7 protein-coding genes are annotated in these 13,282 nt (G+C 52.7%); all 7 read left to right on the top strand.

Features of this window, described 5'->3' with window-relative positions; translation table 11 throughout:
- Positions 1–19: 19 nt before the first annotated feature.
- On the top strand, positions 20–1,621 hold the full coding sequence (locus BSZ32_RS13840) for an alkaline phosphatase D family protein (protein WP_105043959.1): 1,602 nt from the start codon (positions 20–22) through the stop codon (positions 1,619–1,621).
- A 91-nt stretch (positions 1,622–1,712) separates the two neighbouring features.
- Positions 1,713–3,140 (top strand): sulfatase, encoded by a 1,428-nt coding sequence (locus tag BSZ32_RS13835; protein WP_105043958.1) that lies wholly within the window; start codon positions 1,713–1,715, stop codon positions 3,138–3,140.
- An 8-nt stretch (positions 3,141–3,148) separates the two neighbouring features.
- Positions 3,149–4,651: a sulfatase family protein gene (locus BSZ32_RS13830; protein ID WP_105043957.1), complete on the top strand. Its 1,503-nt coding sequence runs from the start codon at positions 3,149–3,151 to the stop codon at positions 4,649–4,651.
- Between the two features lie 185 nt (positions 4,652–4,836).
- Positions 4,837–5,694 (top strand): metallophosphoesterase, encoded by an 858-nt coding sequence (locus BSZ32_RS13825; RefSeq protein WP_105043956.1) that lies wholly within the window; start codon positions 4,837–4,839, stop codon positions 5,692–5,694.
- A gap of 163 nt (positions 5,695–5,857) precedes the next feature.
- Entirely contained in the window at positions 5,858–8,809 is a 2,952-nt protein-coding gene (locus tag BSZ32_RS13820) for a hypothetical protein (protein WP_105043955.1), read from the top strand.
- A 32-nt stretch (positions 8,810–8,841) separates the two neighbouring features.
- On the top strand, positions 8,842–11,541 hold the full coding sequence (locus tag BSZ32_RS13815; protein WP_105043954.1) for a c-type cytochrome: 2,700 nt from the start codon (positions 8,842–8,844) through the stop codon (positions 11,539–11,541).
- Between the two features lie 31 nt (positions 11,542–11,572).
- Positions 11,573–13,051: a sialate O-acetylesterase gene (locus BSZ32_RS13810; RefSeq protein WP_105043953.1), complete on the top strand. Its 1,479-nt coding sequence runs from the start codon at positions 11,573–11,575 to the stop codon at positions 13,049–13,051.
- Positions 13,052–13,282: the final 231 nt, after the last annotated feature.

Here is a 13,282-nt window from a genome sequence, read left to right as displayed (position 1 = left end):
AACTGTACTCCAAATCTACATGAAAAAAATCATTCTCTGCGCCCTCCCACTCCTACTCCCCGCCCATATCTGGGCCCAGCACGACCCAGGGCGGAATGCAACGCGCCTGCTGGCCAACGGGGAAACCGATGCCGCTATCCAGTTGGTTGCTAAACCTCCCCGGAAAATGAACAGCCCGATCAGTGAGGCCGAACAACAATTTGTACTCACTATGGCCGCGTGCATACAGGGGGACGCCGATGTGGCTTTCAAATACGCCCAACAAGCAGTTGCCAATGGACTTCCTATCGAACGACTCCAAGCCGGCCCCCGTGATACTCTGGCGCCACTCTTCGCCAATAAAGCATTTAAAACCTGGCTGGAATCACGCAAAAAACCACTACTTCACGGCCCGTTACTCGGCTCGGTGACCGATTCCTCCGCTAGCTTCTGGCTGCGCACTTCTAAGGAAGCAGACGTCCGAGTCATCGTCCACGCGCTCGCCAAAGGTGTCCCAATCGGAAAGCCATTATCTGGAAAAATCCGCACGTCTTCCAGTGAAGATTACACCGCAACAGTCAGAATTTCAGGGCTAAAACCAATGACTCAATACCGCTATGAGGTTAGCGTCGATGAACAAAAAACTGGCAAACCCACTGATTTCCAAACCTTTCCTCAGCAAGACTCAGCCAGTCGCTTTAGTATTGCCTTCGGTGGCGGCTCCGGATTTACCCCGCAATACGAACGGATGTGGACGACCATCCATAGCCGTAAGCCTGACGCGCTACTGCTGCTCGGCGACAACGTCTACATCGACGACCCCACCCATCCGCTGAGCCAACGTTATTGTTATTACCGCCGGCAGAGCCAGCCGGAATGGCAAGAGCTTGTGGCAACCACCAGCGTGTTTACCATTTATGACGACCACGACTTCGGCATCAACGACTGTAATCCGGGTCCCGATATAGAAACCCCTGCGTGGAAACGTCCTGTGTGGGAGGTCTTCCGCCAAAACTGGAACAACCCGGCATACGGCGGCGGCTCTAAACAACCGGGGTGCTGGTACGATTTTCACATCGGCGACGTCCATTTCATCATGCTCGACGGTCGTTACTACCGCGACCTAGCTGGAGGCTCAATGCTTGGACCCGTGCAGAAAAAGTGGTTACTCGAGTCCCTTCAGTCATCCAAAGGGAAATTCAAGGTGTTGGTCTCCCCCGTCCCATGGTCGCCAGGGGTAAAACCAAGAAGCAAAGACACCTGGGATGGATTCCCCGATGAAAGAGAGGAAATCTTCTCCTTTATCGAAAACCAGAAGATCGATGGCGTCATCCTCATGGCTGCCGACCGCCACAGATCCGACCTCCGCAAAATCAAACGACCTAACGGCTACGACCTCTACGAGGTAATGAGCTCCAAACTCACCAACGTCCATACCCACGGGCTTATGGAAAATGCCAAGGGGTCCGAGTGGATCATGGGATACAACAAAGAATGCTCATTCGGCCTGCTAGATTTCGACACCACTCAGAAAGACCCTCAAGTGAAATTCAGTATCATCGATATCGATAATCAAGAAATCGATTCACGCACATTGAAACTAAACCAACTTATGTCACGTAACCAAACGAAGAATAAATAAATCGAGGTTTGAAACTACAAAGACCCAGTAAGAAAAGGGAGCGTGAGCGTGAGCGTCCCCAACAAAAAGCAATTTCCAATCCAAAATAAACATGAACAAACTGACCGCCTTGTGCTCGCTGATCGTGGCACCCCTAATGATGTGGAACCCCGCTGCCGCGAAGGAGCAACGACCCAACGTGCTTCTCATTGCGGTGGATGACCTGAATGATTGGATTGGCTGCATGGGCGGACACCCACAGGCAAAGACACCTAACATGGATCGTCTTGCCGCGCGCGGAGTCCTGTTTACCAATGCTCATTGCCAATCGCCGGTCTGCAATCCATCACGCGCCAGCATGATGACCTCGCTCTATCCGAGCACTTCCGGGATTTATTTCTTAAACCCGGATCTTGAGCAATCACCGGTCTCGCAGAAAAACACGCTATTGCCCCTAAGATTTCAGCAAGATGGATATTATGTCACGGGAGCGGGCAAACTCTTTCACGGTCAACAGAACAAAAAGTATCTCCCTAACTATGGTGGATCATTTGGTGGATTTGGACCACTGCCGAAAAAGAAGCTCACCTCTTACCCTGGTCACCCGTTGTGGGACTGGGGCGTTTTCCCCGAGCGCGACGACCAAACGCCGGACCACAAAATTGCCGCCTGGGGAGTTGCTGAATTACAAAAAAAGCACGACAAACCACTATTTCTTGCCACCGGATTCTACCGCCCGCACGTTCCCCAATACGCCCCCCAAAAATGGTTTGACCTCTACCCAATGGAAACCCTCCAACTCCCCAAGGTTGCGAGTGATGACCTCAAAGGAATCCCACAATACGGTATCAACCTCACCCGACTCAAACACGTCTCCCCCACCTTCAAATGGGTGCAGGAAAACAAGCAATGGAAACCGCTGGTGCAGTCCTACCTCGCCTGCGTCAGTTTTGTTGACCACCAGGTTGGCAAGGTTTTGGACGCACTTGACGCAAGTCCTAACAAAGACAACACCTACATCGTACTCTACACCGACCATGGATTCCACCTCGGTGAGAAAGAGCGATTCGCAAAACGCAGCCTCTGGCGCGACGGCACACGGACGCCGATGATTATTGTTGGTCCAGGAATTGCCAAAGGGAAAAAGTGCAGCAAACCCGCCCAACTGCTGGACATCTACCCGACCTTGCTCGAACTAACGGGTCTCAAAGCCGATCCAAAACTCGAGGGTAACTCACTGGTACCACTGCTGAAAAACCCCGAGGCCGACTGGCCGCATTTCGCCCGAACTAGCTTCGGCCCCGGCAACTACGCCATTGTCTCCGAACGCTTCAGGTTTATCCAATACAACGACGGGTCCGAGGAACTCTACGACCTCAACAAAGACAGCCACGAATGGAATAATGTTGTCAAAAATCCTGAATACGCAGAGGCCGTCAAACAACACCGTCTCCAGATCCCGCAAGATCGCCACCCGATACTCGGAAAAAGATCAACCGGTCACCAATCCTATTCAGCATCCGAGGCACTGAAAAAATAGTCATCATAATGAAACAAATCTTACTTCTTATTCTCCTAGCCTGTAGCGTCCAAGCTGCAGAAAAGAACATCATCTTTTTTATCACCGATGACCAAAGCCCAACACTGGGTTGCTATGGTGATAAAATTGCCGTCACTCCTGCGATCGACTCACTTGCCGCAGATGGAACTGTATTTCTGAATGCCTATGCTACAACCGCCAGCTGTGCCGCCAGTCGTTCAGTTGTCATGTCTGGGGTGCACAACCATAAAAATGGCATGTATGGCCATTCCCATCATTTTCATAAATTCTCCTCATTTCACGACGTTGTTAGCCTCTCGCTTCCTAGAGTGTTAGCTAACGAAAACTACAGGACGGCCCAAATCGGCAAATACCACGTCGCCCCGGAAGAGGTCTACCAATTCCAAACCTACCTAAAAGGGAATGCACGCAATGCTCTGCAAATGGCCAATAAATGTGAATCGTTCATCAAAGAAAAAAGCGACAAACCATTCTTCCTCTACTTTGCGACTGAAGACCCACACCGAAGCGGTGGCGAAAACGAAAACTTCGAGGGTAAACTCAAACCAAATCTTTTTGGCAACAAGCCAAACAAAGCGTCACACACCGGCGTCAAAGAAGTCTTCTATAAACCTGAAGATGTCATTGTCCCGCCATTTTTACCAGACACTAAAGAATCGCGCTCGGAACTGTCTGAGTATTATCAATCTATCTCAAGAATCGATACTGGACTTGCACGACTGGTGAAAATACTCAAAGAAGCTGGGATCTACGACAAAACCCTCATCGTCTTTACTGCGGATCACGGCATGGCTTTCCCCGGTGGAAAAACAACAGTATTCGAAGGTGGTCTAAAAGTTCCTTTCATTGTTAGAAACCCCTATGAGAAAAATCGTGGTGTTGTCTCCAAAGCTCTTCTCTCACATGTCGACATCACTCCATCACTACTCGATTTCGCCGGAGGATTAGATTCCAAAATCAATGGTCCAAAAAAATGGGTCAACCCGAGAGACTATTGGAAAGGCAAAGAATATGCCGCCAAAGAAAATAGAAATGGCCGCAAAAAATTCCGCAGCTACCAAGGTAAATCTTGGCTCCCGCTACTAGGCAACAAAGACGCCGAGCACCACACTGCCGTCCACGGATCACACACCTTCCATGAGATTCAGATGTACTACCCGATGCGCTCACTGCGCGATAAGAAATATAAAATCATCTGGAACATTGCCCATCAACTTCCCTACCCATTTGCTTCAGACCTCTGGGCCGCGTCGACCTGGCAAGCGCAGTTAGCCAAAGGAAAAGACGCCATGTATGGACTCAAAACTGTCGACCAATACGTCAATCGCCCAGCATTTGAATTATACGAGATGGTCAAAGACCCGGATGAAGCCAAGAACCTAGCAGCAAGCCCAGAATACGCAGCAGTTCTCAAAGAATACCAAGCGAAACTAAAAGCATTCCAAAAAGAAATGGAAGACCCTTGGATCATGAAGTGGTCCTACGAATAAAGCTCCAATTGGCCTTTCATGTCCCCCCGATCAGTCTAGGTATTCATCCTAAATCATTTTACGCAAACGATATAGGCGACCCACAGGACAAGCATCATTTTCATATAGAAGAGACTTCCAAAAAAATCTACCGCGCACATTTAGGGCGTGTGAGTCGGTCACTGGGGTGATAGCAATTGTGCAGAATGAATTGCCAATCACTCCGCCGCTTTCTATCAGCCCTAGCTTCTGCTGCCCTGCTCCTTGTGTGCTCCCCCAGTACCTTAGTCGCTGAACCCGACAAACCTGCCAAGCTGTCTGAGCCTCTCTTGTTTTCTTTCGCCCAGATGTGCGACACACAACTCGGCATGGGTGGCTATGAACACGACGTAAAAACCTTTGGGCTAGCCGTCGACCAGATCAATAGGATGAAACCCGATTTCGTGGTCATCTGTGGCGATCTCGTCGGTAAGGCGAACGAAAAATCATGGGCCGACTTCAAACGCATCAAAGCCGGCTTCAAAATCCCCTGCCACTGCGCGGCGGGTAACCACGACGTCGGCAACAAACCAACAGCCGAATCCCTGCGCCTCTATCGCGAAACAATCGGCAAGGACTACTACAGCATCGAGCACAAGGGCTACACCTTCGTGATCGCTAACACCCAACTATGGAAGGCGCCGTTAGCAGGCGAGTCGGAGAAGCACGATGCCTGGTTCAAAGCAGCCCTCGTGGCAGCCAAGAAAAAGGCTAGCCCAGTCGTGGTCGTGGTGCACTACCCGCTCTTTGTGAAGACTCCGGACGAAAAGGAAAATTACTACAACATCGCGCCCGAAAAACGGATGGAACTCCTGAAGCTCTGCGAAGAAAATGGCGTGGTGGCCTTCCTCGCCGGACACACCCACAAGTTAATAATCAACCAATACAAAGGAATTCAGCTCGTCAATGGCGAAACAACCAGCAAAAACGTCGACAAGCGCCCGATGGGGTTTCGATGGTGGGATGTGGCTCCAAAGGGCAAAATGGTCCACCGCTTTGTCGAGCTCGAAGGAATGGATAAATAGCGCAACTCTGCCACCTATGACGCCCACTTCATACAAATCCATAGCAAACTGAGCTCACCACACACATTCCCACCACACACATTCCCACCACACACATTCCCACCACAGTATTTTGCCTAGCTCTAACGCTTGACCTAAACCTCAAATCATCTAAAAACCCACCATGAAACACATCATTACCAGAGCAGCCACAGCGGCCGTCCTGATTTGCACGACCCTAACAATTCAAGCAGCAGCCCCCAAGCCCGCAGCTGAAGGTCCCCGCACTCTTTCTATCGAACTAGGTACCCCCTTCCGCGACCACGCCGTACTCCAACGCGGGATGGCCGTTCCAGTCTGGGGATGGAGCAAGCCGGGGACCAAGGTCACCGTCGAGTTCGCCGGCCAGAAAACTTCCGCCACCGCCGGCAAGGACGGCAAGTGGATGGCTCAACTGAAAGACCTGAAAGCCAGTTTCAAACCAGCCGAGCTCGTCATCAGCGAGCAAGGCGGCAAAAAGGAAACCCTCACCGACATCCTCGTAGGGGAAGTGTGGATGGCGTCTGGTCAGTCGAATATGCAATGGAAGATCGGCAAATGCTATAGCGTCAAACCACTGGCGAACGAGCTTACCGCTGAAACTGAGGGCAAAGTGGCTCCCATCCGCGAGTTTACGGTGACTTCGGTAACAGCCCAGCTGTTTCCTATCAAGAAGGCGACCGGCTCCTGGAACAATGGCAACTACAATGACTACAGCGCGATTGCTTTTGCCTTTGCCCACAAACTCTACAAGGAACTCAACGTCCCGATCGGTATTCTCAACTGCTCGTGGAGCTCGACCCAGATCGAAGCCTGGGTGCCCCGCGAAGGCTGGGCGACAGCCAAGGATGATTACAGCAAGGCGATCCACCAGAAGTGCCGGATCACCGACCCGAGCACCCCTGAGCACAAAAAAGCCTGGGCTGCCTTCTACAAGTCTCTCGAAGACCAGATCGCGAAGAGCGAGGTCCTCATCAAAAACGGAGGCAAGGCGAAAAAAATCAGCGCAGACATCCCCGGCAACATGAAAGGCAACCGCGATGCCAGCTGGTTGTTCAATGGCCGCATGAGCCCGGTCGTCCCCTACGCCATCCGTGGAGCCATCTGGAACCAAGGTTGGCATAACAGAAACCAAGGCTTAAGCTACTATAACAACCTACACAGCCTGACTCGCGGCTGGCGCATTGTCTGGGACAAACCTGAACTCCCAGTTTACTTTCACCAGTTCTACTGCCCGGACAAGACCGACAAACCCTCCATCAACACCACCTCCGAGATGCGTCTGGGCACCACGATGGCACGTGATATTCCCAACACTGGAATGGCCAGCCAGATCGATATTGGTGGAGCGATCCACTACAATGCCAAGACCGTTCCCGGTCGGCGCCTCGCACTGCATGCGCTCAAAAACCAGTATGGCAAAAAAGTAGTTGCCGATGGTCCGATGTTCAATTCCTACAAAATCGAGGGCGACAAAGTAGTCGTTACCTTTGATTCCGCCGACGGCGGACTGGTGGTTGGAGACACAGAGTATAACCGGGCAGGTAGTAAGAAAAACAAGGACGCCACCGGATTCGCCGACCCCAAAGCGATCGAGAATGGCGTGGACAAGATGAAACTTTTCTGGCTCGCCGGTGAAGACCGAGTCTGGCACCGCGCCACATTCAAAATCAACGGCAACCAAGTCGTGGTGCAATCTGACGCCGTCAAAAAACCCCGTGGTATCTCCTACGGATCCGGTGGTATCGGATTCCAGCCATGCCTCTATAACAAAGCCATGCTGCCGATGACTCCGTTCATTCAGTTCGATAACAAAATGGTCACCACCAAGACCTGGCCAGACAAGGAGCTCAAAATCGTTGATAAAGACGCCGATCCCAACGCCGCCAAACCCACTCCAAAAGGCAAAGTCTACGACTTCCGCAAGATGCCACTGCTCAGCACCCAGTTCCGCGACAACGCTGTCCTCCAAGCTGACAAGCCAGTCACCATCTGGGGATCTACTCGCAACTTCGGTGAATGGCAGGCTGAAGATGAAGAAGGCGACTGCAAGGTCCACTTCGAATTCGGCGACATCAAGAAAACCATCGCCGTGACACCCGAGATGGACGAGTGGCAGGTCACCCTGCCCGTAATGAAGGCCGGGCCGAAACCTCACACGCTGAAAGTGAGCTTCACCATCAATGGTGAAAAAGTTCACGAGCGGATCGCCAAGGGCATCGTCTTCGGCGACGTCTGGTATGTCGCCGCCCCGGCACTGGGCAAAAAAATGGAGTTTAAAATGCCTGAGGTGAAACCCTCCGGTCAAATCGTTCGCATGATGGAGAACCAGTCGAAAACCGATGTCAAAAACGGCCCGAGCCGTTTCAGTGTCTGTGTCTCGAGAGCTCCAAGGGTCAAGGCCGCCAACGGCAAATGGAGCAACCGCTACGCCTCCTACTGGAAGGACGCCACCGGCATCGCTGCCGCAATCGGTAACCAGATTTCTGCGAAGTCAGGCCGCCCGGTCGGGATCATCTTCATGCAAAACAAGAAGGATTCGCTTCTTAAGAACTGGATCTCAGCTGACTTCCTCAAAGAGACACCAAGCCTGATGCCAGACTACAAAACAGTCGGTAGCGTGTATCGCGACAACCCGTATTACCTCGCCAATTTCAAACGCTACATTGCGGAATGGAAAACGCTCTGGTCCGACAATGTCCCAGCCATGATCAAAACCAAGGCCGTGCCAGATGGAAGCAGTTGGGGCAAGATCCCCTCGCCGAAACCACTAGTCGGGGACAGCCGGGCAACCTGGACCTATAACGTGTTTGTGCACAGTTTCGGACCGCTCGCTCATAGTGGTGTGATTTTCCTCTCGGGTGAGTCCTTGGTCAAAGCCGACCAGGGTGCGAACTTCGGACCTGAAATGTCCGTGCTGGCCAACTCTTGGAAAACCAAGTTCGGAGCCGCCGACGTGCCGTTTATCTACACGGTCCCCGCCAAGTCACTGGCACCCAAAATTACCCAGCCGAAAGCGATCAAAGGTAACAGCAAAGCGGTCGAACTCAACGACTGGTTAGACGTCAGCGACGTGATCAAAACCGTGACCCAATAGCACCCCCTACAAAAAGCAATTTTCTAGCAACCATGAAACCGCACATCTTCCTCTCACTTCTCGCACTCGGACTCCCCGCCACTGGACAAGAAAAATTCAACGCTGTAACCCACGGCAAAGAAGTATTTTCCGCCATGGGCTGCGTCGAATGCCACGCCACTGAGAAAGGCGACAACTCGATGAAGACTGGACCGAATTTATTTGGCCTCTTTCTCACTCAGCCACGCACCCGCGAGATCGGACCTGAAGGTGAGCGGAAGAAAATCATAGCGGACAAAAAATACTTCGTAAACTCGGTGCGCCATTCCTGGGACGAACTTGCCGTCGCAGAAACCGGTCCAGTAAAAGGCAAAACCTATATGAAAATCATGCCTCAGTACAGTGAGGCCATGCTCCCCAATGACGACCTCGAAGCACTCTGGCATTACCTGCGCACTCTGGCCGACAAAGAGCAGTCTGGTCCAGCCACCGTTATGATGACAAAGAAAAAAGAAGCTGTCATCGCCAACTTAATCGATGTCCCCGGTGAAATCCCTGTGACCAGCCGGGCACGCGTCTTCAGAGCACCCTTGGCCGGCTCCAGCGCCCGTGCCCTGCATGTGGGACTCACCAATGGCATGAGCTACACCTTTGATGCACGCATGCTCTCCGTCCGCAGAATCTGGGGCGGCGGCTATCTAAACCTAAAAGAAGAACGCGCAGGCCGCGGCAAGCGCCCCTCTAAAGTCGGTCGCAACGCCCTCATCTTCCTAGAAAACGAACCCATCCTCGCCCCCCTCACCCCAGCTGGTGAAGTGGTCGACTTCGAATTTAAAGAACCCGATGTCCAAGACCACGCAACCATCGAGAAACACCTCTGGGATCCCACGGATTTCAGTGAGAAAATGGCCCAACTCGATGCCGAGTTTCTTGGCCACCGTCTCGACCACAAAACCGGAATCCCCAGCTTCCAATTCCGGGTTGGCAAAAATACTCTTTCAGAAACCATCAAGGTCACCGACGACGGCCAGATCCAGATCACACTCGAAGGAGCACTCCACCAAGCCCAAAAGTTCCAACTCCGCTCCAGCGGTCTGACCAACGTACAGGTCAAAGGCGGTTCCTTCGCAAACGGTACTTGGACGCTCGCTCAGAAAAAGTCCTCTAGCACCTACACGCTAAAAGCGAAACTACCCGGTGCTCTACAGATCAAACCAAAAGTCGAGCGCCAAGAAAATTGGGAACCTCAGCCAGTCGTTTCCACCCCCACAGTAATGCTCCAGCCGGATCTCACCCGACGCAGGAAACCAGGCAAACCTCTCGCCACCCAAGCAGGCTACAGCACATTCAACTGGCAATCACCACTCGACCTCTACGGACGCAAACAACTCTTCGCTGCCACCGGAATCGCTGTCGCCAAGGACGGCACCATTGTGCTGGCTACTCGCGCCTCCGGCATATGGCGCATCCGCGACGGCAAATGGTCGCTCTTTGCAGAAGGCACTTTCGAGTCACTCGGCGTCTGTATCGAGGATGACAAAGGCGACCGAATCGTCATCACCCAGAAGCCAGAGTTGACCCGCATCAGCGACACCAATGGCGATGGACGCGCCGACACCTTCGAAACCGTCTGCGATGATTTTGGAATCCATGGCAACTACCACGAGTACACCCACGGACCCGTTCGCGATAAGCAAGGCAACTACTACTTCAACCTCAACCTCGCTGACGCTTCGAAACAAGAACGCGCCTCATTCCGCGCGGGAGGTAAGTTCATGGGATCTATGGGCGGTTACCGTGGTTGGTGCTGCCGGGTCACTCCGGACGGCACTTTCGAGCCCTTCGCCAACGGACTGCGCAGTCCCGCAGGTTTCGGCATGGCGCCAGATGGCCGTCTTTGGTATGCTGATAACCAAGGCGAATACGTCGGCTCCTCAAAGTTTGTACCTCTCGAGCAAGGGAAGTTCTACGGCCACCCATCCGGCCTCGTCAATCTACCCGGCGTCAACCCCGACACCGAACTCGACTATGATGCTTGGGCCGCCAAACTGCGCAAGGGTGCTGTCTGGCTTCCCCACAACAAGATCGCCAACTCCCCCGGCAACCCAGCCTGGGACATAACGGAAGGAAAATTCGGCGTCTATAAAGGTCAAGTCTTCATGGGCGACCAAACACTCTCTCAGCTGTTCCGCATCGTGACCGAAAAAGTCAATGGGATCGATCAAGGTTGTGTCATCCCATTCGTAGAAGGCCTAGTATCCGGCGTCATGCGCCCCTGCTTCCTTGCCGACGGCAGCATGCTCATCGGCCAAACCGGTCGGGGCTGGTACGCCACTGGTGGTTTCCAGGATGGCCTGCAGCAAATTGTTTGGGATGGAAAATCGATCCCAGCCGACATCCACAAAGTCACCTCCAGCTCCAGCGGATTCGACATCCACTTCACCCTTCCTTTGGATAAAGAAGTCACCGCCGAACAACTCAAAGAATCTGTCCTAGTGAAATCCTGGTTCTACACCAACACCTTTGAATACGGATCGCCAGAACACGACATCCGCGAGGACGCCCTGGCGGAGGTTGTCATTTCCGCTGACCGAAAGACGCTGCAATTGAAGATCTCAGATTTCGGCAAGGGCTCAAAATGGCTCGACCGCATCTACCACCTCAATATTCCAAACACCAAAGGACTCTTCACCAACGGCGCTTCTTGGGACACCTTGGAAAGCTACTTCACCCTGCGCGCTATTCCTAAATAAGCCAAATTGCACTACCACCCTTTTTCCATCCATGCACAAACAAACTATCATCGCCGTTGTCGGTATCGTATCGGCACTTTTCGTTGGAACTGCCGTTGCCAAAGCCGCAGTAGCAACACCAGATCAAGCACCACCGACCCCGACACTCCTGGCCCAATGCGCCGCACCCTTCCGGGATAACGCGGTTTTGCAGCAAAAAATCAAACTGCCCGTTTGGGGCACCTCGCTGCCAGGTGCCAAGGTCACCGTCCGGTTCGATGGCCAGAGCCAATCCTCCCCAGCTGGCCCCGACGGCAAGTGGCGGGTGGAGCTGAAGCCGATGGATGCAGTCAAACTGAAATCAGTCAACGACAGCCCAGCGGGTAAAACCATGACCATCATCTGCGAAAAAGACGGTGAAAAAGCAGTCAAAAAAATCAACAACCTCGTGATGGGTGACGTATGGCTCTGCGCTGGACAGTCGAACATGGCGGGCAGAATGAAACGAGCCGGACACCCCAAAAACTATCCTCCAACCAGCGTTAACGATGCAAAGTATCCGGCTCTTCGTTTCCTCAATTTCTCTGAAAACAAATGGCAGGTCTGCAGTCCGGAAACAGCAGTTTCGATTTCAAGAGTTTCCTTTTTCTTTGCTCGTCGAGTGCAGCGCGATGCACTGGTCCCCATGGGGCTCATGGTGACCGCAGTGGGCGGTTCAAATATCGAAAGTTGGTTAAACCAGCCTCCATATCCTACTGGTGGCAACTACACCAAGCTACTGAGACCATGGGTCGGTTACGGCATCCGCGGTGCCATATGGTATCAGGGTGAGAGTAATGAAGGCGATCGCCGCGGCTATCAGCCGAAACTGGAATCACTCATCACCGGCTGGCGAAAGGCTTGGAACCAGGGCGACTTTCCTGTGCACTTTGTCCAGCTTCCAGGGATTGGCAAATCAACCACCGACAATCCTGCAGGTGGTGAGGGAAGAGCCGAGATCCGCCAAGCCTATTTTGAAACCCTCAAGACTCCTAACACTGGTATGGCTGTGACCATCGACGTCGGTGCGCCCGGTGAACACCCACCCAACAAATACGATACCGGCGTTCGCTTGGCACGCTCTGTACTGCAAAAGGTCTATGGTTTTAAAGACCTTATTTCCTGCCCGCTCTACACCAAACATGTCATCGAAGGTAACGCTGTTCGCATCTTTTTCGATAATGCCCAAAACGGCCTAATGATTGCCCACAAAGAAGGATTCACGCCACCCAAACTGACTCCCAATGCCAAACTACAATGGCTTTCAATCCAAGCAAAAGACGGCAGCTGGCACTGGGCCGACGGAAAAATCAGCGGCTCCGAGCTACTGGTTTCAAGCAAGCAAGTCAAACAACCGATCGCCGTCCGCTACGCCTACACCCAGCACCCCTGCGGCCACCTGCTCTACAACAAAGCCGGCCAGCCCGCCGGCCCGTTCAGCACCATCGGCTACGGACCGGCCGCCGAGCCCACCAAGAAGAAGGGCAAATAAGCACGGCCGATTCTCAGTTATAAAGAAAACTCCGTGATCAGGCCCCAGTGTCGGCAACTGGTAACTCCCCATCTGGCTAGCACTCATCCCTTTAAGTCCTGGTAGCTGGAGGGTTTTACTGGACAATGGTAATTGATCTTAAATTCTAATACATTTACGTCTTACTAGGAGTGACGGGCACGGACAAGTTCCCATTCAATCCGCGGCCTAACCGGCCCACTTCAGAATCGA

Origin of the sequence: Rubritalea profundi (assembly GCF_002954445.1) — a bacterium.
GTDB classification, from domain to species: Bacteria; Verrucomicrobiota; Verrucomicrobiia; order Verrucomicrobiales; family Akkermansiaceae; genus Rubritalea; species Rubritalea profundi.
This window is presented reverse-complemented; position numbering and strand designations above follow the sequence as displayed.